Here is a 23,689-nt window from a genome sequence, read left to right on the forward strand (position 1 = left end):
CCCCACCTGTGCACTCGCAACCACCCCCGACGACGAGTATGCACAGCATCACTGCACGTTACCAGGGTGTTTCAGCCACAGTTGAAAAGCATCGCGGCAATGGGGGCGGAACCGAAAAGCTGTACGGGTCGGGCAGGAAACCTTCAGGACCGAGGTGACGTGGTGAAGACCGTGGGGGGCTTTGCCCGTCCGGCGGCGGTCGGCGAGGTTGCGGCTCACCTGCCCGGCATCGGTAAAGGGCGCGGCCTCCGGGTGGGGATCCGGGGGTCGCGCCCGCTCCATTCTTTGCGCTGGATCGTTTGCGGCGGAACGAGGAAGTTCAATGGCCAATAATTCAATCAGGGGCAATTGAACAACTACTCACATCCGCTCAACAAACAAACGACGGGACGGACACCTCCGCACAAAGGTGTCCGTCCCGTCGCCGTGAATCCGGGGCCGCCGCCCGCCGGTGAGGGTGGTGAGGTGACCGGCGTCGCCCCCGGTGGTACCGGAGTGGTTCGGTGATTTCCGCTGCTGAACGGGGGTTCAGGAGGGCCCGACCGCCGCTCCTGACCCCCCGTTCAGCAGGACTCAGCGGCTGTCGCTGCCCTTGGACTCGGCCGCCGCGCGGCCGGCCTCCAGACGCGCCACCGGGATCCGGAAGGGCGAGCAGGACACGTAGTCCAGACCGACCTCGTGGAAGAAGTGCACCGACTCCGGGTCGCCGCCGTGCTCGCCGCAGACACCGAGCTTGATGTCGGGGCGGGTGGCACGGCCGGCCTCGACGGCGCTGCGCACGAGGGCGCCGACACCGTCCTTGTCGATCGTCTCGAAGGGGCTGACGCCGAAGATGCCCTTCTCCAGGTACGCGGTGAAGAACGAGGCCTCCACGTCGTCGCGGGAGAAGCCCCAGACCGTCTGCGTCAGGTCGTTGGTGCCGAAGGAGAAGAACTCCGCGGCCTCGGCGATCTGACCGGCGGTCACGGCGGCGCGCGGCAGCTCGATCATGGTGCCGAGCGCGAGCTTGAGCTCGACACCGGTGCGGGCCTGGACCTCGGCGATGACCTGCTCGGCCTCCTCGCGGACGATCTCCAGCTCCTGGACGGTGCCGACGAGCGGGATCATGATCTCGACGCGCGGGTCGCCCTTGGCGTCGATGCGCTGGGCCGCGGCCTCGGCGATCGCACGGACCTGCATAGTGAACAGGCCGGGGATGACCAGACCGAGGCGGACACCGCGCAGACCCAGCATCGGGTTCTGCTCGTGCAGCCGGTGCACGGCCTGGAGGAGGCGCAGGTCGTTCTCGTGCGGCTCCTTGCGGGACTCGGCGAGGGCGACGCGCACCGACAGCTCGGTGATGTCGGGCAGGAACTCGTGCAGCGGCGGGTCGAGCAGCCGGACCGTGACGGGCAGCCCGTCCATGGCCTCGAAGAGCTCGACGAAGTCCGTCTTCTGCAGCGGCAGCAGGGCTTCCAGGGCGTCGTCGCGCTCGACGTCGGTGTCGGCCAGGATCAGCCGCTCGACGAACTGGCGGCGCTCGCCGAGGAACATGTGCTCGGTGCGGCAGAGGCCGATGCCCTGGGCGCCGAAGCGACGGGCGCGGTTGGCGTCCTCGGCGTTGTCGGCGTTGGCGCGGACGCGCAGCCGGCGGACGCGGTCCGCGTAGGCCATGATCCGGTGGACGGCCTGGACCAGCTCGTCGGCGTCGTCGGCGCCGGCGTGCATACGGCCCTCGAAGTACTCGACGACCGGGGACGGCACGACGGGTACCTCACCGAGGTAGACCTTGCCGGTGGAGCCGTCGATCGAGACGACGTCGCCCTCCTCGACGACCTGGCCGTCGGCCGTGGTCATCCGGCGGCGCTTGGTGTCGACCTCGAGCTCCTCGGCACCGCAGACACAGGTCTTGCCCATGCCGCGGGCGACGACGGCGGCGTGCGAGGTCTTGCCGCCGCGGGAGGTCAGGATGCCCTCGGCGGCGATCATGCCGTCCAGGTCGTCCGGGTTGGTCTCACGGCGGATCAGGATGACCTTCTCGCCCGAGCGGGACCACTTGACCGCGGTGTACGAGTCGAAGACGGCCTTGCCGACGGCCGCGCCCGGGGAGGCGGCGATGCCGCGCCCGATCTGCTCGACCTTCGCGTCCTCGTCGAACTTGGGGAACATCAGCTGGGCGAGCTGCGCGCCGGTGACGCGCTGGAGCGCCTCGGCCTCGTCGATCAGGCCCTGGTCCACGAGCTGCGTGGCGATGCGGAAGGCGGCACCGGCGGTGCGCTTGCCGACGCGCGTCTGGAGCATCCAGAGCTGGCCGCGCTCGATGGTGAACTCGATGTCGCAGAGATCCTTGTAGTGGGTCTCCAGCGTGTTCATGATGTGCATGAGCTGGTCGTACGACGTCTTGTCGATCGACTCGAGGTCGGCCAGCGGCACGGTGTTGCGGATACCGGCGACGACGTCCTCGCCCTGCGCGTTCTGCAGGTAGTCGCCGTAGACGCCGGCGTGGCCGGAGGCGGGGTCGCGGGTGAAGGCGACGCCGGTGCCGGAGTCCGGGCCGAGGTTGCCGAAGACCATCGAGCAGACGTTGACGGCGGTGCCGAGGTCGCCCGGGATGCGCTCCTGGCGGCGGTACAGCTTCGCGCGGTCGGTGTTCCAGGAGTTGAAGACGGCCTCGATGGCGAGGTCCATCTGCTCACGCGGATCCTGGGGGAAGTCGCGGCCGGTCTCGGTCTTCACGATCTTCTTGAAGTGCTCGACGACCTTCTTGAGGTCGGCGGCGTCGAGATCGGTGTCGCTCGCGACCTTCTTCGCGGTCTTCGCCTCGTCCAGCGCGTCCTCGAAGAGCTCGCCCTCGACGCCGAGGACGGTCTTGCCGAACATCTGGATGAGCCGGCGGTACGAGTCCCACGCGAAGCGCTCGTTGTCCGCCTGGGCGGCGAGACCGACGACGGACGCGTCGGAGAGGCCGATGTTGAGGACGGTGTCCATCATGCCCGGCATGGAGAACTTCGCCCCGGAACGCACCGAGACGAGCAGCGGGTCGTCGGCCTGGCCGAGCTTCTTGCCCATCTGCTGCTCAAGGGCGTCGAGGTGGGCACTCACCTCGTCGCGGAGCTCGACCGGCTCCGAGCCACTCTCGAGGTAGACCTTGCACGCCTCGGTGGTGATCGTGAACCCGGGAGGGACCGGCAGACCGAGGTTGGTCATCTCGGCCAGGTTCGCGCCCTTGCCACCGAGCAGGTCCTTCAGGTCCCTGTTGCCCTCGGTGAAGTCGTACACGAACTTCTGATCATTGTTTTCCGACACGGGTCCCGACTCCTCGATGACTCGGTTGGCTGCCCTGACGGCGAGGAACATACCCAGATCGAAGGCTTCTGGGGAGGTACGCCTAGCGGTCACGTGGCCTTAACCACCCGTCCGCCAGCACTTCGAAAGTAACCGAGAAGTAGCCTCCGCTTTCAGACCCCGAAGGCGTCATGACCCAAACCAGGGCCAATTCGCTCACGTGAGCGCGCATTCGAGCACTTGAGTTCAAGTCTTGAACGCAAAAAGGGTGGCACCCCGTGCCACCCTTCAGGCGATGCAGCCGCCCGTAACCTGCTCATCTGAGCACCACCCCCCTCAAGGGTGGCGAGGATCACTCCCCCGGAAAGGCCGAATCGAGGCCGGATCTCAGCCCCCGGACGTATCCAGCTCCGCGTCCTCGCTCACGCCGGAGCAGTCATAGGGGTCCTTCAACCAGCCGTCAGGCAGGACAACTCGGTTGTTTCCGGACGTACGGCCCCGAGGACCGTCGGCACCCACCGGCCACGGCTGGTCAAGGTCCAGCTCGCTCAACTGAGCGCTCAGTTCGTCGAGGGACGAGGTGATCGCCAGGCTCTTGCGCATCTCGGAGCCCACCGAGAAGCCCTTCAGGTACCAGGCCACATGCTTGCGGAAGTCGATGACACCGCGTGCCTCGTCACCGAGCCACTCCCCGAGCAGCCGCGCGTGCCGCACCATCGCGTCCGCGACCACCCGAAGGCCCGGCGCCGCGTAGGCCCCCGTGCCCTCGAAGCCCGCCACCAGGTCCGCGAAGAGCCACGGCCGCCCCAGACAGCCGCGGCCGACGACCACGCCGTCGCAGCCCGTCTCCCGCATCATCCGCAGGGCGTCGTCCGCGGACCAGATGTCACCGTTGCCGAGGACCGGGATCTCCGGCACATGCTCCTTGAGACGCGCGATCGCGTCCCAGTCCGCCGTACCGCCGTAGTGCTGCGCCGCCGTCCGCCCGTGCAGGGCGATCGCGGTGACGCCCTCCTCCACCGCGATGCGGCCCGCGTCCAGGAACGTGATGTGGTCGTCGTCGATGCCCTTGCGCATCTTCATCGTGACCGGCAGGTCGCCCGCGTTGGCCACGGCCTCGTTGAGGATCGCGCGCAGCAGCGGCCGCTTGTAGGGCAGGGCCGAGCCGCCGCCCTTCCGGGTCACCTTGGGGACCGGGCAGCCGAAGTTCAGGTCGATGTGGTCGGCGAGGTCCTCGTCGACGATCATCCGCACGGCCTTGCCGACCGTCACGGGGTCCACCCCGTACAGCTGGATCGAGCGCGGCTGCTCGGTCGCGTCGAAGCGGATGAGCTGCATCGTCTTCTCGTTGCGCTCGACCAGGGCGCGCGTCGTGATCATCTCGCTCACGAACAGCCCCTTGCCGCCACTGAACTCGCGGCAGAGGGTGCGGAAGGGGGCGTTGGTGATGCCGGCCATGGGGGCGAGCACCACCGGCGGCTGCACGATGTGCGGCCCGATGGCAAGGGGGGAGAACGCGGTCATTGGACCATTGTCGCGCACTGCGCCGGTCATTAGTTAGCCGTACTATCCGAACATGCCAGAGCTCACACGCGCGCAGCTCCCCAGGCGCCGGCAGCTCGTCGTCCTGGCGATCTGCTGCACGAGTCTGCTGATCGTCAGCCTGGACAACACCGCGCTGAACGTGGCCCTGCCCTCGCTGCGGACCGACCTCGACGCCTCCGTCTCCGGCCTGCAGTGGGTCATCGACGCATACACCCTGGTCCTGGCCTCGCTGCTCATGCTGGCCGGCTCCACCGCCGACCGGATCGGCCGCCGCAAGGTCTTCGTGACCGGCCTCGTCGTCTTCGCTCTCGGCTCACTGCTCTGCTCCCTCGCCCCCGGCCTGGAGGCGCTGATCGCCTTCCGCGCGGTGCAGGCCGTGGGCGGCTCGATGCTCAACCCGGTCGCCATGTCGATCATCACCAACACCTTCACCGAACCCGCCGCACGCGCGCGTGCCATCGGCGTCTGGGGCGCGGTCGTCGGCATCTCGCTGGCCCTGGGGCCGTTGGTGGGCGGTGTGCTCGTCGAGTCGGTCGGCTGGCGGGCGATCTTCTGGGTCAACCTGCCGGTCGCCCTCGTCGCCCTGCTCCTCACCCTGCGGTACGTCCCCGAGTCCCGCGCGCCCCGGCCCCGGCGCCCCGACCCGGTCGGACAGCTCCTGGTGGCGACGCTCCTGGGCTCCCTCACGTACGCGATCATCGAGACGGACCCGCTCTTCGGCGGCATCGCGGCCGTGGCGCTCGCCGGGGTCCTCGTGTACGAGCCGAGGCGCCGCGAACCCCTGATCGACCTGCGGTTCTTCCGCAGCGCGCCGTTCAGCGGCGCCACCGTCGTCGCGATCTGCGCCTTCTCGGGCTTCGCCGGCTTCCTGTTCCTGAACACCCTGTACCTCCAGGAGGTGCGCGGACTCTCCCCGCTGGACGCCGGCCTGTACGTGCTGCCGATGGCGGGGATGACCTTCGTCTTCGCGCCGCTGTCGGGGCGGCTCACGGGCGCGCGTGGACCTCGTCTCCCGCTGCTGCTCGCGGGCACGGCGATGGCGACGGGGGCGCTGCTCTTCGCGGCCTTCGAGGCGGAGACCCACGATCCGCTGCTCTTCACCGGGTACGTGGCCTTCGGTATCGGCTTCGGGCTGGTGAACGCGCCGATCACCAACACGGCCGTCTCGGGGATGCCCCGCGCGCAGGCCGGGGTGGCGGCGGCGGTGGCCTCGACGAGCCGTCAGGTCGGGCAGACGCTCGGGGTGGCGGTCGTCGGCACGGTGCTCGCGACGGGCGTGGGCGCCGGGATGTCCCCGGACGACTTCGCGGCGGCGGCCCGGCCGGGCTACTGGGTGGTGACGGCCTGCGGTCTCGCCGTCCTCGTGGTCGGTGCGCTGACCAGCGGGAAGTGGGCCCGTCGCACGGCGGAGCGGACGGCACGGTGCCTGGAGGCGGACGACGAGCGGAAGACGGCGGGCGGGGCCGGCCGGCCGCTCAGGCGGCCGTGAGGGCCTGCGGCTCCCGGGCCTCCCGGGCCGGCCGGTCGGTCGGGGCCCCCTCGGCCGCCCGGCCTGTCCGGACCTCCCTGGCCACCGGGGCCGCCCGCGTCGTCCGCCGGGCCGCCTGCTCCTCCTCGCGTACGGCCAGCTCCAGGAGCCGGTCGAGCCCCGCCCGGGACTCCTCGTCGAGGGGTACGTACGTGCCGAGGCGCGGTCCGGCGGCGGGCCCGAGCCAGAGGTTGGTGTGCTCCAGGCGCAGCACACCGACCTGGGCGTTGCGGATGACCTTGGCGCGGCCGGCGAGGTCGGCGACGTCACGCCGCTCCCAGAGCTCGCGGAACTCCGGGGAGGCGTCCTGGAGCCGCTGGACGAGTGCCTTCCAGGCGGGTTCGGCCAGGTGCTCGGCCATGGACGCACGGAGCTTGCCGACCATCGCGCGCAGGGCCTCCGGGAGGTCGCCGAAGGCGGCGCGGAAGTCCTCGTTCGTGAAGGCGAGCCAGAGGGTGTTGCGGTCCTCTCGGGGCAGCGCGTCCAGGTCGCAGTAGAGCCGCCCGAAGGTGCGGTTGTAGGCGAGGAAGTCGTACCGGCTGTTCTGCACGCAGGCGGGCACGGGCTCCAGCTGGTGGAGCAGTTCGCGCAGCGCCGGGGTGACGGCCGGGCAGGCCGTCCCGGGGTGCGGGTCGCTCTGGGCGGCGAGGGCGAAGAGGTGGCTGCGTTCGGTCGGGTCGAGCAGCAGCGCTCCGGCGAGGGCGTCCAGGACCTGCGGGGAGACCTGGATGTCCCGCGCCTGTTCCAGCCAGGTGTACCAGGTGACGCCGACGGCGGAGAGGTGGGCGACCTCCTCGCGGCGCAGTCCGGGGGTGCGGCGGCGGCGCCCCCGGGGCAGGCCGACCTGCTCGGGGGTGATGCGCTCGCGCCGGCTGCGCAGGAAGGCGGCGAGCTCGTGCCGCCGCGTACCGGGTTCGGCCGTCGTCATGGTCGTCACGCTCCCAGGGTGCCGGGCCGCTCAGCCCTGTGCCAGGTACTCCTTCTACCAGGATAAAGACACTCTGGTACCAGGCTGAGAGGCGGCGGATCGTCGATGCCGTGACTACGACCTCCGCTTCTCCCCGTTCCCCGGCCTCTCCCCCGGGCGGCACCACGCCCGGGACCGGTCCCGTCGTCCACGACCGACCGGCGCTGGGTTCGCTCGGTCTGTTCACCGTGCTGCTGGGCGCGGCCCTGCCCCTGATCGACTTCTTCATCGTCAACGTCGCCCTGCCGTCGATCGACCACGACCTGGCCGCGGGCCCGGCGCTCCTGGAGCTGGTCGTCGCCGGGTACGGCCTGTCGTACGCCGTCCTGCTCGTCCTCGGCGGACGGCTCGGCGACCTCTTCGGGCGCCGCCGGCTCTTCCTCGCGGGCATGGTGGCCTTCGGGCTGACCTCGCTCGCCTGCGGTCTCGCCCCGGACGCCTGGACGCTGGTCGGGGCGCGGGTGGCGCAGGGCGCGGCCGCGGCGCTGATGCTGCCGCAGGTCCTCGCGACCATCCATTCCTCGACGGAGGGCCCGCGGCGGGCGAGGGCGCTGAGCCTGTACGGCGCGACCGCCGGGCTCTCCATGGTGGCCGGGCAGATCCTGGGCGGGGTGCTGGTGGCCGCCGACCTCGCGGGCTCGGGCTGGCGCGCGGTCTTCCTGGTGAACGTACCGGTGGCGGTGGTGGGCCTGGTCCTGGCCTTCCGCACGGTCCCGGAGACCCGCTCGGACCGCCCTGCGCCGGTGGACGTACCGGGCACGCTGCTGCTCGCCCTCACGCTGACCACCCTGCTCGCGCCGCTGACGGAGGGCCGGGCGGCGGGCTGGCCGGCGTGGACGTGGGTGTCGCTGGCCGTGTTCCCGTTCGCGGCGGTGGCGTTCTGGCGGGTGGAGCGGCGGACGGACCGCCGGGGCGGCACGCCGCTGGTCCCGCCGAGCCTGCTCGGCCTGGTGTCGCTGCGGCGCGGGCTCGTGCTGCTGCTGCCGCTCTGCATGGGCTTCGGCGGCTTCATGTTCGTGATCGCGGTCGCCCTCCAGCAGGGCCTCGGCCTGGGCGCGATCGCCTCCGGCCTGGCCCTGGTCCCGATGGCGGTGGCCTTCTTCGGGGCCTCGCTGGCGGGTCCCCGGCTGGTACGGCGCTGGGGCACGCGCGTGGTGACGGCGGGCGGCCTTGTCCAGGGGCTCGGCATCGGACTGCTCGCGGTGACGGTCCCGCGCACCTGGCCGGACCTGTCGGTGGGGGTCCTGCTCCCGGGCATGGCCCTCGCGGGCCTGGGCCAGGGCCTCCAGCTCCCGGTGCTCTTCCGCGTGATCCTCTCGGAGGTCCCGGGGGAACGCGCGGGCGTGGGCAGCGGCGTGATGGTGACGACCCAGCAGTCGGCGCTCGCCCTGGGCGTCGCCACCCTGGGCTCCCTCTACCTGGGCCTCGCGTCCTCGGCCCCGGACGCGGGTACGGCCCTGACGGCGACGCTTCTGGTGCAACTGGCCATGGTGGCCGCGACGGTCGCGCTCTCCGTGCGGCTGCCGAGGAAGGTGGGCTAGGCGGGGACGGGCCCGGGGCGTGGAGACGCCCCGGGCCCTTCGCCGTGCGGTGGTGACTACTGCGCCGGTGACTGCTCCTGGCCGGGGGCGGCCGTGGTGCCGGCCGTGGGGGCGCCGGCGGCGTCCGCCGGGGTCTCGGCCGCCTCGGCCGCCTCGGAGGTGTCGGAGGTGTCGGCTCCCTGGGTGCGCTCGCGCATCTTCTTCAGGAGGTCCTGCTTGCGGTCGTCGGCGGAGCGCTGGGCCGCCGTGCGGCTCTGGCCGTTGCCGTGCTGGTCGGCGCGGGACAGCTTCTTGCGCTGTCCTCCGACGCCGAGGAGGTTGTTGCGGCTCTTCGCCACGGTGTTCTCCCGTCAGTGAGGTGGTCGGTGGTCTGACTCGGGCTGCCGGAGCCGGCGCTCACTCGTAGATCTGGAAGAACGAATACATGCCGGTGACGCTACCCGGGGCCCTGGGCGGGGGCACTCGATTTTCGCCGCACCACTCGAAGGAATGACAGATATTGAAATCTGTCATCGGTCATGCCATGGTTGATGCGTCACACCGATCCACCGCTTCCCGTATCCGAGGAGACAGCCATGACCACCCCCAGGCACCCCGTCCCCACCCGCCGGCTCGGCACCACCGGGCCCGAGGTCTCCGCCCTCGGCCTCGGCTGCATGGGCATGTCCGCGCTGTACGGCGAGAGCGACCGCGCCGAGTCGATCGCGACGATCCACGCCGCCCTGGACGCGGGGGTGACCCTGCTCGACACGGGCGACTTCTACGGGATGGGGCACAACGAGCTCTTGATCCACGAGGCGCTGCGCACGGCCCCCGCGGCCGCTCGTGAGCAGGCGCTGACCAGCGTGAAGTTCGGTGCCCTGCGCACGGTCGAGGGCGGCTTCACCGGGTACGACGGCCGGCCGGCCGCCGTGAAGAACTTCGCGGCCTACTCGCTCCAGCGCCTCGGCACGGACCACATCGACATCTACCGGATCGCCCGCGTCGACCCGGACGTGCCGATCGAGGAGACCGTCGGCGCCATCGCCGAGCTGGTCGAGGCGGGGCACGTGCGGCACATCGGGCTCTCCGAGGTCGGCGCGGACACCTTGCGCCGGGCGGCGGCCGTCGCCCCGATCGCCGACCTCCAGATCGAGTACTCGCTGATCTCGCGGTCGATCGAGGAGAAGATCCTGCCGACCGCCCGGGAGCTGGGCATAGGCGTCACGGCGTACGGGGTGCTGTCGCGCGGCCTGATCAGCGGCCACTTCACCCGCGACCGGCAGCTCGCGGCGAACGACTTCCGGGGCATGAGCCCGCGCTTCCAGGGCGACAACCTCCGGCGGAACCTGGACCTCGTGGACCGGCTGCGGGCACTCGCCGAGGCAAAGGGCGTGACGGTCGCGCAGACCGCGATCGCCTGGGTCCTCGCGCAGGCCGAGCGGCAGGGCGCGGACATCGTCCCGCTGGTCGGCGCCCGGCGCCGGGACCGGCTCGCGGAGGCGCTCGGCGCGCTGGACGTCGCGCTCGACGCAGCCGACCTCGCGGCGATCGAGGAGGCCGTCCCGGCGGGCTCGGCGGCCGGCGACCGCTACCCGGCGGCGCAGATGGCGCACCTGGACAGCGAGCACTGACCGGCGCCTCCGGACCTCCGCGACTGACAGGTACTGTCATTCCATGGCCGCCACCGAGACCCTGACCGCCGAGCGCATCCTCGAAGCCACCGAGGAGGTGCTGCGCCGCTACGGGCCGGCGAAGGCGACCGTCGTGGACGTGGCCCGGGTCCTCGGCGTCAGCCACGGCAGCGTCTACCGCCACTTCCGCACGAAGGCGGCGCTGCGCGAGGCGGTGACCGAGCGGTGGCTGCAGCGGACGATCGGCGCCCTGGAGCCGTACGTGGCGGCGCCGGGCTCCGCCGACGAGCGGCTGACCAGCTGGCTGACCGCCCTGTTCGCCCTCAAGCGCCGCAAGGCGGGCGGCGACCCGGAGCTGATGGCCACCTTCCAGGTGCTGATCGGCGAGAACAGCGCGGTGGTCCACCGGCACGAGGAGCATCTGGTGGAGCAGATCGCCCGCATCGTGGAGGACGGTCACCGCGAAGGGGTGTTCGCCGCGCCGGATCGGGACTACGCGACGACGGCCAGGGCGGTCTTCGACGCCACCGACCGCTTCCACGACCCTGCGCACGCCGCAGACTGGTCGACCACGGACATCGAGGACGCGTTCGCGGCGGTCATCTCCCTGACACAGCGGGCGCTGCGCGCCTGACCCGCGGAGGTTTGAAGATCATTTGCCTCGGACTTGCCCGTTCCCTGTCCGAAACCTGACTAGCGTTCCCCCGCACCGCGACCACCACGCCTCCAGGGGGAACCATGTCCGCGCACGAGCGGCCATCGGCCGTACCGGCCACCACGACCGACGGACGACCGGGGCCGCCGGCCCGTTCGGGAGCCGCTTCCGCGATCGGCTGGGCCCTGACCATCGGCCTCAACATCATCGCACCGATCCTCACGTACAACACCCTGACCAAGGACCACGGTTGGTCCGAGTTCGCCGCCCTGCTCGCCGGCAGCGCCTGGCCCGTCCTGGACAGCGCGATCATGGTCGCCTGGCGCCGCAAGATCGACGAGTTCGCCGTCGTCTCCATGGTGTTCCTGGTGATCACGGCCCTGGTCTCGCTGATCGGCGCGCACACCGCCCGCGCGCTGCTCGTCAAGGACTCGGGAGTGACAGGCCTGTTCGGGCTCCTCTGCCTGGCCACCCTGCTCGCGCCGCGGCCGCTGATGTTCTACTTCGGGCGCAAGTTCGCCACCGACGGCACCCCGGCGAGCACCGCCTGGTGGAACGGCATGTGGCAGTACGACGGCTTCCGCTCCACCATGCGCACGATGACGCTGGTGTGGGGCGTGGCCTATGTGATCGAGGCGCTGATCCGGATCGGACTCGCCTACACCCTGGACACCTCGACCATGGTCACGCTCAGCCCGCTGATGATCTACGGCGTCCTCGGTGTCCTCGGCGCGTGGACGGCGTGGTTCGGCAAGCGCCGCGCCGCCGAGGGGGCGAGGCGGCAGGCCGAGGCGCAGGCGGCGGCCGCCCAGGCTGCCTGACGCCGGCGACGGGAAAGCCCCCGGTTCCGAAAGGAACCGGGGGCTTTCCCGCGGACGATCGAAGGTCAGCGATCAGAGATCGGCGACCGGACGTCAGCAGCCGAGCAGGCGGCTGCCCAGGTAGCTCTGGATCTGGTCGAGGGAGACGCGCTCCTGCTTCATGGTGTCGCGCTCGCGCACGGTCACCGCGTTGTCCTCGAGGGTGTCGAAGTCGACGGTCACGCAGAACGGGGTACCGATCTCGTCCTGGCGACGGTAGCGGCGGCCGATGGCGCCGGCGTCGTCGAACTCGATGTTCCAGTTCTGGCGCAGGTCCGCCGCCAGGCCCTTGGCCTTCGGGGAGAGCTGCGGGTTGCGGGACAGCGGCAGGACGGCGACCTTGATGGGGGCCAGACGCGGGTCCAGACGCAGGACGACGCGCTTCTCCATGACGCCCTTGGCGTTCGGGGCCTCGTCCTCGTTGTACGCGTCGAGCAGGAAGGCCAGCATCGCGCGGCCGACACCGGCGGCCGGCTCGATGACGAACGGCGTCCAGCGCTCGCCCGACTCCTGGTCCAGGTACGTGAGGTTGGCGCCCGAGGCCTTGGAGTGCGCGGTCAGGTCGTAGTCGGTGCGGTTGGCGACACCCTCCAGCTCGCCCCACTCGCTGCCACCGAACGAGAAGCGGTACTCGATGTCGGCGGTGCGCTTCGAGTAGTGGGAGAGCTTCTCCTTCGGGTGCTCGAACCAGCGCATGTTCTCCTCACGGAGACCCAGGCCCGTGTACCAGTTCCAGCGCTGCTCCATCCAGTATTCCTGCCACTGCTCGTCCTCGCCCGGCTTGACGAAGAACTCCATCTCCATCTGCTCGAACTCGCGGGTGCGGAAGATGAAGTTGCCCGGAGTGATCTCGTTCCGGAAGGACTTGCCCATCTGCGCGATGCCGAACGGCGGCTTCTTGCGCGAGGTCTGCAGCACCTGACCGAAGTTGGTGAAGATGCCCTGCGCGGTCTCGGGACGCAGGTACGCGACGGAGCCGGTGTCCTGGGTCGGGCCGAGGTGCGTGGAGAGCAGGCCGGAGAACTGCTTGGGCTCGGTGAAGGTGCCCTTGTTGCCACAGTTGGGGCAGTTGAGGTCGGCGAAGCCGTTCTCGGGGAGACGGCCGTGCTTCTCCTCGTACGCCTCCTCCAGGTGGTCCGCCCGGAAGCGCTTGTGGCAGGAGGTGCACTCGGTCAGCGGGTCCGTGAAGGTCGCGACGTGGCCGGAGGCCTCCCAGACCTCGGTGGCCAGGATGACCGACGAGTCGATGCCGACGACGTCCTCGCGCGCGGTGACCATGTAACGCCACCACTGACGCTTCAGGTTCTCCTTGAGTTCGACGCCCAGCGGTCCGTAGTCCCAGGCGGCCCGCTGGCCGCCGTAGATCTCACTGCACGGGTAGACGAAGCCACGGCGCTTGCTCAGGCTGACGATGGTGTCGATCTTGTCGGCGGCCACGGTGCTCTCTTCATTACGACGACGAAGTGCGAATGCCACAGGTTACCGGCGCCCGCACCCCCCGTATCAAATCGGTTCGGCGAGGGGGCCGTGCGCGGGCAGCGTGGGCAGGACCACGCGTACGACAATTGACAATCGTTTCCAGTTTTGTTGAAAATGAGTGTCATGAACGTACGTCGCCGCCTGATACCCACCGCCGCCCTCGCCGGAGCCGTCACGCTCGGCGTCGTCACCCTCTCCGCCTGCGCCGGGACCTCCGACGCGGCCGACAAGGGCAGCGACGGCAAGCTGGACGTGGTGGCGTCGTTCTACCCCATGCAGTACCTGGCCGAGCAGATAGGCGGCGGCCACGTCGCCGTCGACACACTCACCAAGCCCGGCGTCGAACCCCACGACCTGGAGCTCAAGCCGCGGCAGATCGGCGAGCTCGGCAAGGCCGACGTCGTCCTCTACCTCAAGGGCATCCAGCCGGCCGTGGACGACGCGATCGCCCAGGCCGGGGTGAAGAACACCGTCGACGCCGCCACCCTCACCACGCTCGAGAAGCACGGCACCGAGGTCGGCCACGAAGGCCACGACCACGCCGAGGGCGAGCACGCGGAGGAGGAGGCCGGGCACGACCACGGCTCCGAGTCCGGCGCCGACCCCCACATCTGGCTCGACCCCGTGAAGTACGCCGAGGTCGCCAAGGGTGTCGGCACCGCCCTGGAGAAGGCCGACCCGGCGAACGCCGCCGACTACCGGAAGAACACCGACGCGCTCGTCGAGAAGCTCGGCGGCCTGAACACCGACTTCGCGAACGGTCTGAAGAACACCGAGACGAAGACCTTCATCACCACCCACTCCGCCTTCGGCTACCTCGCCGAGCGGTACGGCCTGGACCAGGAGAGCATCTCCGGCATCGACCCCGAGTCCGAGCCGAGCCCCGCCCGGATCAAGGAACTCCAGGACGTCGCGAAGAAGGACAAGGTCACCACCGTCTTCTTCGAGACCCTCGCGAGCGACAAGACCGCCAGGACCCTCGCCGGCGACACCGGTCTGAAGACCGACGTGCTCGACCCGCTGGAGGGAATCACGGACACGTCCAAGGGCGATGACTACATCGAGGTCATGCGCTCCAACCTCGCCGCGCTGCAGAAGGCCCTCGGAGCCAAGTGATCACCGCACAGCAGGAGGTACGCGCCATGGCAGCCCCGACACCGGAACGGGAACCCGTCATCTCCGTCCGCGGAGCCACCGCGGCCCTCGGCGCCCGGCCCGTCCTCCGGGGCGTCGACCTCACCGTCCGTCGCGGTGAGGTCGTCGCGCTGCTCGGCGCCAACGGCTCCGGCAAGTCCACCGCGGTCCGCTCCGTCATCGGCCAGGTGCCGCTGACGGGCGGCACGATCGAGCTGTTCGGCACGGACCGGAAGCGCTTCCGCGAATGGGCGCGGGTCGGCTACGTACCGCAGCGGACCACCGCCGCGAGCGGTGTCCCCGCCACCATCCGCGAGGTCGTCTCCTCCGGTCGGCTGTCCCGCCGCAGGTTCGGCTGGCTGACCAAGGCCGACAAGGCCGCCGTCGCGCGGGCCATCGACCTGGTCGGGCTCGCCGACCGCGCCGGGGACTCCGTCTCCGCGCTCTCCGGCGGCCAGCACCAGCGGGTCCTGATCGCCCGCGCGCTCGCCGCCGAGCCCGAGCTCCTGATCATGGACGAGCCGATGGCCGGCGTCGACCTCGCGAGCCAGGAGATCCTCGCCTCGACCCTGCGCGAGCAGGTCGCAGACGGCACCTCCGTCCTCCTCGTCCTGCACGAGCTGGGCCCCCTGGAGCCGCTGATCGACCGTGCGGTCGTGCTCCGCGACGGCTGTGTCGTCCACGACGGCCCGCCGCCGGAGGCACTCGGCCAGCACGCGCTGCCGGGCCACGACCACGTCCATCCGCACGCGGCCGGGGAGCCGCTCCGTACGGGTCTGCTGACCTGAGGAAGCTGACCTGATCATGGAATTCCTCCAGTTCGACTTCATGCGGCGCGCACTGCTCGCGGCCGTGCTCGTCGGCATCACCGCGCCCGCCGTGGGCATCTACCTGGTTCAGCGCCGGCAGGCGCTGATGGGCGACGGCATCGGCCATGTCGCCATGACCGGCGTCGGCCTCGGCTTCCTCCTGAACTCCAGCCCGGTCTGGATGGCGACCCTGGTCGCCGTCGTCGGCTCGGTCGGGATGGAGCTGATCCGGGCGTACGGCAAGACCCGCGGCGACCTCGCGCTCGCGCTGCTCTTCTACGGCGGCATGGCCGGCGGTGTCCTGCTGATCAACCTCTCGCCGACCGGCTCCAACGCCAACCTCAGCTCCTACCTCTTCGGCTCGCTCTCCACGGTCTCCTCGGAGGACATCACCGCGATCGGCATCCTGGCGGCCTTCGTCGTCCTGGTCACCGTCGGCCTGCGGCGGCAGCTCTTCGCGGTCAGCCAGGACGAGGAGTTCGCCCGGGTCACCGGCCTCCCGGTACGCGCCCTGAACCTGCTGATCGCGGTGACCGCCGCGGTCACCGTCACGGTCGCCATGCGGGTCGTCGGCCTGCTGCTGGTCAGCGCCCTCATGGTGGTGCCGGTCGCGGCGGCCCAGCAGCTGTCGAAGTCGTTCCGCGCGACCTTCGTCCTCGCGGTGGTGACGGGCGTCACGGTCACCCTGGCGGGCACGGTCACCTCCTACTACCAGGACGTGCCGCCCGGTGCGACGATCGTCCTGTACGCGATCGGTGTCTTCGTCCTGCTCACCCTGCTCGCCACGCCGCTCGCGAAACGGCGGGCGCGGGCGGCCGAGGCGGGCGCGGAGAGCTGTGACGCACCGGTTCCGGCGACCCGGCGTCCCACGGACGACGTGAAGGTCTGATCCGGCCCGGACTCAGGGCCGTGGGGGGCTGGCAGAATGGCGGGGGCAGACAAGCATTCAAGGAGGCCCCCGTGGTGACGGCAGGACCCCCCGTACGAGGCCGCTCGACCAAGCAGCGTGCCGCCGTCTCCGCGGCGCTGAACGAGGTGGACGAGTTCCGCAGCGCCCAGGAGCTGCACGACATGCTCAAGCACCGCGGCGACTCGGTCGGCCTCACCACCGTCTACCGCACGCTGCAGTCCCTGGCGGACGCGGGCGAGGTCGACGCGCTGCGGACGAGCGAGGGCGAGACGGTGTACCGCCGCTGTTCGACGGGCGACCACCACCACCATCTGGTGTGCCGCCTCTGCGGCAAGGCCGTGGAGGTGGAGGGTCCGATGGTGGAGCAGTGGGCCGAGACGATCGCCTCGGAGCACGGTTTCGTGAACGTGGCGCACACGGTGGAGATCTTCGGCACCTGTGCGGACTGCGCCGGGAAGTGACCGTCGCGCCGTGACCTGACATACGAGAGGCCCGTACCGAGAGGTACGGGCCTTTTCGCGCGGTGGCTCAGCCCTTGTCGAGGACGGCCATGTCGGCCGGGTCGACACCGCCGAAGCGCCGGTCGCGCTGGGCGAACTCGACACAGGCCCGCCACAGGTCGCGGCGGTCGAAGTCGGGCCACAGCACGTCCTGGAAGACCATCTCGGCGTACGCGCTCTGCCAGATCAGGTAGTTGGACGTGCGCTGCTCGCCGCTGGGGCGCAGGAACAGGTCCACGTCCGGCATGTCCGGGTAGTAGAGGTACTTCTGGATGGTCTTCTCGGTGATCTTCGCCGGGTCGAGGCGACCGGCCTTCACGTCCTCGGCGAGCGCCTGCGCCGCGTCCGTGAGTTCCGCGCGGCCGCCGTAGTTCATGCAGAAGTACAGCGTCAGCCTGGTGTTGTCCTTGGTCTGCTCCTGCGCGACCTGGAGCTCCTTGGCCACCGACTTCCACAGCTTGGGCATCCGGCCGACCCAGCGCACCCGGACGCCGAGGGAGTCGAGCTGGTCGCGGGACTTGCGGATGAAGTCGCGGTTGAAGTTCATCAGGAAGCGCACCTCCTCGGGGGAGCGCTTCCAGTTCTCGGTGGAGAAGGCGTACAGCGAGATCGACCCGACACCCATCTCGATCGCGCCCTGGAGCACGTCGAGCACCTGCTCGGCGCCGACCTTGTGGCCCTCGGTGCGGGGCAGGCCGCGCTCCTTGGCCCAGCGGCCGTTGCCGTCCATGACGATCGCGACGTGCTCCGGGACGAGCTCGGACTGGAGCTTCGGCGGGCGGGCACCGGAGGGATGCGGCTCGGGGGTGCTGTACTCCCGGCGCTGGCGACCGAGCAGTCGTGCGATGGCCATGACGTGGTCTCTCCTACCTAGCTTTTCTCTACGTACCGCAGGGAGCGCAGGCCGCGCTCCAGGTGCCAGTGCAGATAGGCGGACACGAGTCCGCTGCCCTCCCTGACGTGACGCGGCTCGCACGCGTCCGCCGTCGCCCAGTCGCCGGTGAGCAGCGCGCTGAGCAGGCCGATGGCCTCCGGAGAGGGTACGACGCTTCCGGGTACGCGGCAGTCGCCGCATATGACACCGCCCGCCGCGACCGAGAAGAACCGGTTGGGCCCGTGCATGCCGCACTTGGCACAGTCCACGAAGCTCGGCGCGTAGCCGTTCACGGCCAGCGAGCGGAGGAGGAAGGCGTCGAGGATCAGATGGGGGGCGTGCTCGCCCCGGGCGAGGGTCCGCAGGCCGCCGACGAGCAGCAGGTACTGCTGCACGGCGGGCTCGCCCTCGTGGTCCGTGAACCGTTCCGCCGTCTCCAGCATGGCGGTGCCGGCGGTGTAGCGGGCGTAGTCGGTGACGATGCCGCTGCCGTACGCGGCGATGGTCTCGCTCTGCGTGCAGAGCGGCAGGCCGCGTCCGACCAGCTCGCTCCCCCGGGCGAAGAACTGCACGTCCACGTGGGAGAACGGTTCGAGCCGCGCCCCGAACTTCGACTTGGTCCGCCGTACCCCGCGCGCGACGGCGCGTACGCGCCCGTGCCCGCGGGTGAGGAGGGTGATGATGCGGTCCGCTTCGCCCAGCTTCTGGGTGCGCAGCACGATGCCGTCGTCGCGGAACAGACTCATGGGCCCATTCTCGCGTACGGAGGAGGCTCCCCGGGCCCGAGTCGTGAGGGAGCCCGACGGAGTCAGGGCACCTCGCCGCGGCTCCGCGCGTTCACGTGCGCCGTGGCCGCGCTCAGCCGCTCGGCCGAGGTGGCCTCCCGTACCTCGTCGGGCGCCACGTCCCATTCCCGTCCGCCGCCGAGCGGCCGGATCTGGACATAGGGCCCCTCGTGCCCCATGACCCTCCCGACCCGCCCGGTGCGGATCTCGACGACGTACGACCCGATGGGCAGTGTCATGACCGGTTCTCCTCCCCCGGCAGGACGGCGGCGAGGAGCCGAGCCGTTTCCACCGTGCAGCATCCCAATTCGACGTGCGGCCTCGGAGGATCGGCGGCGAGGGTGACGACGTCGAGCCCGGGCGAGGGAAGCCGGATTCCGGCCCTCGCGAGCGCCTCGCGCAATTCGGTCACTGCCTCTTGTGCGACTTCGATCGCCCCTGTGGTCGTCTTCATGATGTCTTCCTTCACCAACGTATGCCTTTCCGAATCCATTTCCTGCTTCGCCTCACCAGGGTGGGGCGGTATCCGTAGAATCGACAGCTGCGCAGGTCGTACAACTAGGGCGTAGCGTTCGGGAGTTAGTCCCTGGCCAAAGGCAGGCAGCAGGATGCCCGGGTGTTCTTCGGGGGAAGAGCCCAAGGAGCACAGGGAGGCTGCGGGCCTTACCCGGGAGGAACTGGGCGGACGGGTGTTCGTTTCGGGGGCGTGCATAGGCCTGTTCGAGCAGGGAATTCGAAAGCAGTAGTGGGACGTGACGCTGAATCGATGTGGTCCTACAAACCGGCGGTATTCTCGAACGCACGGTTCGCAAGCTCATCGACAAGTCGCCGTACGCCCCTCTTTCCACGCGGTGGCGGATCCGGAGGCGGTGGCGACGAAGATCTGCGAGTTCGCGCCGACGACGCGCTCCTGGGCCTGCTCTGCCGCGACCTGCGGCGGTCGGACGACCACGGCGCGTACGGCTGGGCCCTGACGTTCGCCGGTCCCGTCGCCTTCGTGGGCGCCGCGTCCGGCGGATTCGCGCACGCGCCGTGGACAGGCCCTTCACCCGCAGTCAGCGCGCCTCTACGATCGCGCCATGTCGATCACGTCACCCATTCCCGCCCTCAGGGGGCCCGACGGCACCGGGCTGCGCGCCGAAGGGCAGGCGCTGCTGCTCCGCCGCGCCCGCGAGGAGCTGCACATCCCGCTGAAGGCCGTGGCGCGCGTGCGCGTCGAGGGCCGGGCCGTGGCCGTCGAGCTCACGGCGGCGCCAGGCGCCGCTCCGCACGTCCAGCGGTTCGCGGGCGTGGACGAGGCGGCCGCCGGGGCGTTCGCCGACGCGGTCAACGCGGCCCTGCCGGAGGAGCCGGAGACGGTCGACGGCGCCGGGTACATATCGGGCACCCGCCTGGGCGACCCGTCCGCGGGGAAGGTCTTCCGCGCGATCAAGCGGGGGGCGCTCTACGGGAGCCTCGCGATCGTCGCGCTGTGCGTGCTGGTGATCGCCACCGGGCACGCCGCCGCGATCATCATCGTCGTTCCGAGCGGCCTCCTCGGGCTGTTCTTCCTCGTGCTCGGCTGGGCGGCCTCGTCCCCCTCGCGGGAGGAGCGCCGGCTGCGCAAGCACGGTGTCACGGTCGCGGCCGAGCGGGCCCCGGGCGAGCAGTCCACGTACGTCTACACGGACCCCGAGGGGCTGAGCCGCACCGTGCAGAGGTTCGCGGACACGTGGACCATCGACGTCGCCTACGATCCGCAGGACCCCGGACACGTGGTCGTCCTCCGGAGCCGGGGCATGCGCGCGCTGGACCTCACCCTGACGGGGAGCGGCCTCCTCATCGGCCTGGTCGGCGCCGCCGGGGCGGTCACCGGCACGGTCCTCGCGCTGCTCGGCGTCGACGGACTCTGAGATCGACACCTTCACTTATGGAAGTCATAAGTTCGCCTTATGAGTCCATAGACCGGGGGCGGGTACCGGTTCGCGTGCCGCATTATTTAGGGTGACCTAAGTGTCGGCGGCTTCGCCGCCACGTCGCTTGCGAAGGGAACCCAGTCATGCCCCGCCCCCTCCGGGTCGCGATCGTCGGCGCCGGCCCCGCCGGAATCTACGCCGCCGATGCGCTGCTGAAGTCCGAGGCCGCCGCCGAGCCGGGTGTGTCCATCGACCTCTTCGAGCGGATGCCCGCACCCTTCGGCCTCATCCGCTACGGCGTCGCCCCCGACCACCCGCGCATCAAGGGCATCGTCAACGCCCTCCACCAGGTCCTCGACAAGCCGCAGGTCCGCCTCTTCGGCAACATCGACTACGGCACCGACATCCACCTCGACGACCTGCGCGCCTTCTACGACGCCGTGATCTTCTCGACCGGCGCCATGGCCGACCGCCCGCTGAGCATCCCGGGCGTCGAGCTGGACGGCTCGTACGGCGCCGCCGACTTCGCCTCCTGGTACGACGGCCACCCGGACGTCCCGCGCACCTGGCCGCTCGAGGCGGAGAAGGTCGCCGTCCTCGGCGTCGGCAACGTGGCCCTCGACATCGCCCGCATCCTCGCCAAGACCGGCGACGAGCTGCTGCCGACCGAGATCCCGGCCAACGTCTACGACGGTCTCAAGGCCAACAAGGCCGTCGAGATCCACGTCTTCGGACGCCGCGGGCCGGCCCAGGCCAAGTTCAGCCCCATGGAGCTGCGCGAGCTGGACCACTCCCCCACCATCGAGGTCATCGTCAACCCCGAGGACATCGACTACGACGACGGCTCGATCGCCGAGCGGCGCAAGAACAAGCAGACCGACATGGTCGCCAAGACCCTGGAGAACTGGGCGATCCGCGACGTCGGCGACCGCCCGCACAAGCTCTTCCTGCACTTCTTCGAGTCGCCCGTCGAGATCCTCGGCGAGGACGGCCAGGTCGTCGGCCTGCGCACCGAGCGGACCGAGCTGGACGGCACGGGCAACGTGAAGGGCACCGGCACGACCACGGACTGGGACGTCCAGGCCGTCTACCGTGCCGTCGGCTACCTCTCCGACGAGCTGCCCAAGCTCCCCTGGGACGCCGTCAGCGGCACCGTCCCGGACGAGGGCGGCCGGGTCGTCGAGGAGACCGGCGAGCACATGGCCTCCACGTACTGCACCGGCTGGATCCGTCGCGGCCCCGTCGGCCTCATCGGCCACACCAAGGGTGACGCCAACGAGACCGTGGCGAACCTCCTGGACGACTTCGCGAACGGCCGGCTGCTCACCCCCGACACCCCGGAGGCGGACGCCGTCGTGTCCTTCCTGGAGGGCAAGGGCCTCACGTACACCACGTGGGAGGGCTGGTACGCCCTGGACGCCGCCGAGAAGGCGCTCGGCGAGCCGCAGGGCCGCGAGCGCATCAAGATCGTCGAGCGCGAGGACATGCTGCGCGCGAGCGGCGCGATCGAGTAGGACCTCCCAGGCTCCCGCCCCTTCCCCGGCCTACCCTGAAAGGACCGGGAAGGGGCGAGAGCCATGTCCGTACCCACCACGACCGACCCGGTCGGACGCGCCAGGGACGCCGCCGCCCGTGAGTCCTGGGCCGAGGCGTACCAGCTGCTCCGCGCCCACGACCGGCACCCCTCGCGCGGCCTGACCGCCGACGACCTCTCCGTGCTCGCCGACGCCGCCTGGTGGTCCGGGCACGTCGACGAGTCCGTGACCGCCCGGCTCCGGGCGCACGCCGCCTACCTCGCCGCCGACGACCACCGGGGCGCGGGGCTCGCCTCCTGGTGGCTGTACTACGAGTACGCCGGCCTCGGGCGGCCCGCGGCGGCCGCCGGCTGGCTCCACCGGGCCCGGCACCACCTGGAGGATCTGCCGGACTGCCCGGAGCAGTGCTTCCTGGCGATGACGGCGGCCGAGGAGGCGTCGGCACGCGGCGACCACGAGGCCGCCCTCGCCGCGACCCGCCGCATGACCGCCCTCGCCCTCGCCTGCGGCAGCCCCGATCTCCTCGCCCTCAGCCGCCAGGCCGGGTCCCGTGCGCTCCTCGCGGCCGGCCGCAGGACCGAGGGCCTCGCCCTCCTCGACGACGCGATGTGCGCGGTGTCGGCCGGCGAACTCAGCGGCATGGTCACCGGCTGGCTGTACTGCCTCGCCCTGACCCAGTGCATGGAGGCCGCCGACTTCGCACGGGCGGTGGAGTGGACGAACGCGGCGATGGAGTGGTGCGCCCCGCCGTGGACCGGCCGCCCGCCGGACGAGGACACCGCCAGGGCCCCGGAGGGCGCCCCCGCGGGTGCCGCCCCGCTCCCCATGTCCGTCCCCTCCGGCGAGAACCCCTTCCGGGGCGTCTGCCGGGCCCACCGGGTCGAGGTCCTCGACCTCCTCGGGGCCTGGGCGCTCGCCGAGGCCGAGGCCCGGCAGGCCTGCCGGGAGGTGCCGGTGGACTGTCTGGAGTCGGCCGCCGCCGCGTACTACGCCGCCGGGGACGTGCAGCGGCGCCAGGGCCGCCTCGAAGCCGCCGCCGTCTCGTACGGGCACTCCCACGAGCTGGGCCGGATCCCGCAGCCGGGCCTCGCGCTGCTGCGCCTGGCACAGGGCCGGGCCGACGCGGCGGTGGCGGGCGTCGACCTGGCCCTGGCCTGCCGGAGCGACCCCGACCACGACGTCCTGGGCCGGGCCCGGCTGCTCGCCGCCCGCACGGAGGTGGCGCTCGCCGTCCGGGACCTGTCCGGGGCGGCGAAGGCGGCGGCGGGCCTCGACGCCCTCGCGGGCGCCGCCGACGGGGACGTACCCCTGCTGCGTGCCCTGGCCGACACGGCCCTCGGCTCGGTGGCCCTCGCCGGGAAGCGGCCCGGGGCGCTGCTGCCCCTGCGCCGGGCGCTCGCCGGATGGCTGGAGCTGCGGGTGCCGTACGAGGCCGCGCAGGTACGGATGCTGCTCGCGGCCGCCTGCCGGGCGGCGGGCGACGAGGAGGCGGCCCGCCTGGAGCTCGGCACCGCCCGCGCGGTCTTCGAGCGGCTCGGGGCCGTGCCGGACGCCCGGCGAGCGGCCGCGCTGCTCGGCGGCGGGTCGCGGCGGCGGCTGCCGGGCGGGCTCACCGCGCGGGAGGCGGAGGTCCTGCGGCTGGTCGCCTCGGGCGGCACCAACAAGGACATCGCCCGGTCGCTGGTGATCAGCGAGCACACCGTCGCCCGGCATCTGAACAACATCTTCGCCAAGCTGGGCGTCGGCTCCCGCGCCTCCGCCACGGCCTACGCCTACGCGCACGACCTGGTCTGAA

General features: G+C 71.0%; 21 protein-coding genes. 12 read left to right on the forward strand and 9 right to left on the reverse strand.

The annotated features are described in order from the left end of the window. Positions 1–573 precede the first annotated feature (573 nt). Positions 574–3,285 (reverse strand): pyruvate, phosphate dikinase, encoded by a 2,712-nt coding sequence (ppdK, locus tag OG392_RS12340; RefSeq protein WP_329278564.1) that lies wholly within the window; start codon positions 3,283–3,285, stop codon positions 574–576. Between the two features lie 366 nt (positions 3,286–3,651). Beyond that, positions 3,652–4,788, reverse strand: a complete 1,137-nt coding sequence (gene dusB, locus OG392_RS12345) for a tRNA dihydrouridine synthase DusB (RefSeq protein WP_329278566.1) — start codon at positions 4,786–4,788, stop codon at positions 3,652–3,654. A gap of 52 nt (positions 4,789–4,840) precedes the next feature. On the opposite strand from dusB, the gene OG392_RS12350 reads away from it, so the two are divergent. After that, positions 4,841–6,298: an MFS transporter gene (locus OG392_RS12350; RefSeq protein ID WP_329278569.1), complete on the forward strand. Its 1,458-nt coding sequence runs from the start codon at positions 4,841–4,843 to the stop codon at positions 6,296–6,298. On the opposite strand, the gene OG392_RS12355 is transcribed toward OG392_RS12350, so the two are convergent. Next, entirely contained in the window at positions 6,285–7,265 is a 981-nt protein-coding gene (locus tag OG392_RS12355) for an MmyB family transcriptional regulator (protein WP_329287226.1), read from the reverse strand. The genes OG392_RS12350 and OG392_RS12355 overlap by 14 nt on opposite strands. Positions 7,266–7,375: 110 nt before the next feature. Here OG392_RS12355 and OG392_RS12360 point away from each other — a divergent pair, with 110 nt between their 5' ends. Beyond that, on the forward strand, positions 7,376–8,845 hold the full coding sequence (locus OG392_RS12360) for an MFS transporter (protein ID WP_443054761.1): 1,470 nt from the start codon (positions 7,376–7,378) through the stop codon (positions 8,843–8,845). A gap of 56 nt (positions 8,846–8,901) precedes the next feature. Here OG392_RS12360 and OG392_RS12365 read toward each other — a convergent pair whose 3' ends face one another. Further along, positions 8,902–9,183, reverse strand: a complete 282-nt coding sequence (locus tag OG392_RS12365; RefSeq protein ID WP_329278571.1) for a DUF6243 family protein — start codon at positions 9,181–9,183, stop codon at positions 8,902–8,904. 237 nt (positions 9,184–9,420) lie between these two features. Between OG392_RS12365 and OG392_RS12370 the strand changes: the two genes are divergently transcribed. The 3 genes from OG392_RS12370 (at position 9,421) to OG392_RS12380 (ending at position 11,934) form a co-directional block, all read left to right on the forward strand. Further along, positions 9,421–10,458 (forward strand): aldo/keto reductase, encoded by a 1,038-nt coding sequence (locus tag OG392_RS12370; protein WP_329278573.1) that lies wholly within the window; start codon positions 9,421–9,423, stop codon positions 10,456–10,458. 43 nt (positions 10,459–10,501) lie between these two features. Then, positions 10,502–11,092, forward strand: a complete 591-nt coding sequence (locus tag OG392_RS12375; RefSeq protein ID WP_329278575.1) for a TetR family transcriptional regulator — start codon at positions 10,502–10,504, stop codon at positions 11,090–11,092. A gap of 104 nt (positions 11,093–11,196) precedes the next feature. Continuing rightward, positions 11,197–11,934, forward strand: a complete 738-nt coding sequence (locus tag OG392_RS12380; protein ID WP_329278577.1) for a VC0807 family protein — start codon at positions 11,197–11,199, stop codon at positions 11,932–11,934. A 93-nt stretch (positions 11,935–12,027) separates the two neighbouring features. Here the strand turns inward: OG392_RS12380 and OG392_RS12385 are convergent, their stop codons facing one another. After that, a complete protein-coding gene (locus tag OG392_RS12385) occupies positions 12,028–13,410 on the reverse strand; it encodes a glycine--tRNA ligase (protein WP_329278579.1) in 1,383 nt (460 codons plus the stop codon). A gap of 165 nt (positions 13,411–13,575) precedes the next feature. On the opposite strand from OG392_RS12385, the gene OG392_RS12390 reads away from it, so the two are divergent. The 4 genes from OG392_RS12390 (at position 13,576) to OG392_RS12405 (ending at position 16,766) form a co-directional block, all read left to right on the forward strand. Further along, on the forward strand, positions 13,576–14,568 hold the full coding sequence (locus tag OG392_RS12390) for a zinc ABC transporter substrate-binding protein (RefSeq protein WP_329278581.1): 993 nt from the start codon (positions 13,576–13,578) through the stop codon (positions 14,566–14,568). A 26-nt stretch (positions 14,569–14,594) separates the two neighbouring features. Next, a complete protein-coding gene (locus tag OG392_RS12395) occupies positions 14,595–15,374 on the forward strand; it encodes a metal ABC transporter ATP-binding protein (RefSeq protein WP_329278583.1) in 780 nt (259 codons plus the stop codon). 16 nt (positions 15,375–15,390) lie between these two features. After that, positions 15,391–16,284, forward strand: a complete 894-nt coding sequence (locus OG392_RS12400; protein WP_329278585.1) for a metal ABC transporter permease — start codon at positions 15,391–15,393, stop codon at positions 16,282–16,284. Between the two features lie 71 nt (positions 16,285–16,355). Further along, complete coding sequence (locus tag OG392_RS12405; protein WP_055603560.1) at positions 16,356–16,766, forward strand: Fur family transcriptional regulator; 411 nt, start codon at positions 16,356–16,358, stop codon at positions 16,764–16,766. Between the two features lie 67 nt (positions 16,767–16,833). Here OG392_RS12405 and OG392_RS12410 read toward each other — a convergent pair whose 3' ends face one another. The 4 genes from OG392_RS12410 to OG392_RS12425 form a co-directional block, all read right to left on the reverse strand. After that, on the reverse strand, positions 16,834–17,658 hold the full coding sequence (locus tag OG392_RS12410) for an isoprenyl transferase (RefSeq protein ID WP_329278588.1): 825 nt from the start codon (positions 17,656–17,658) through the stop codon (positions 16,834–16,836). Positions 17,659–17,675: 17 nt separating this feature from the next. Continuing rightward, positions 17,676–18,425: a DNA repair protein RecO gene (gene recO, locus OG392_RS12415; protein ID WP_329278589.1), complete on the reverse strand. Its 750-nt coding sequence runs from the start codon at positions 18,423–18,425 to the stop codon at positions 17,676–17,678. A gap of 62 nt (positions 18,426–18,487) precedes the next feature. After that, a complete protein-coding gene (locus tag OG392_RS12420; protein WP_329278591.1) occupies positions 18,488–18,703 on the reverse strand; it encodes a hypothetical protein in 216 nt (71 codons plus the stop codon). Next, positions 18,700–18,933, reverse strand: coding sequence for a hypothetical protein (locus tag OG392_RS12425; RefSeq protein ID WP_443054762.1), 234 nt, complete (start codon positions 18,931–18,933; stop codon positions 18,700–18,702). The genes OG392_RS12420 and OG392_RS12425 overlap by 4 nt, the downstream gene beginning before the upstream one ends. Before the next feature lie 610 nt (positions 18,934–19,543). On the opposite strand from OG392_RS12425, the gene OG392_RS12430 reads away from it, so the two are divergent. The 3 genes from OG392_RS12430 to OG392_RS12440 all read left to right on the forward strand — a co-directional run bounded on the left by OG392_RS12430 (position 19,544) and on the right by OG392_RS12440 (position 23,688). Beyond that, complete coding sequence (locus OG392_RS12430) at positions 19,544–20,356, forward strand: hypothetical protein (RefSeq protein ID WP_329278593.1); 813 nt, start codon at positions 19,544–19,546, stop codon at positions 20,354–20,356. A 146-nt stretch (positions 20,357–20,502) separates the two neighbouring features. Beyond that, positions 20,503–21,873, forward strand: a complete 1,371-nt coding sequence (locus OG392_RS12435; RefSeq protein WP_329278595.1) for an FAD-dependent oxidoreductase — start codon at positions 20,503–20,505, stop codon at positions 21,871–21,873. A 63-nt stretch (positions 21,874–21,936) separates the two neighbouring features. Continuing rightward, positions 21,937–23,688, forward strand: a complete 1,752-nt coding sequence (locus OG392_RS12440) for a LuxR C-terminal-related transcriptional regulator (protein ID WP_329278597.1) — start codon at positions 21,937–21,939, stop codon at positions 23,686–23,688. Position 23,689: the final 1 nt, after the last annotated feature.

It is taken from the genome of Streptomyces sp. NBC_00691 (assembly GCF_036226665.1).
Lineage (GTDB): Bacteria > Actinomycetota > Actinomycetes > Streptomycetales > Streptomycetaceae > Streptomyces.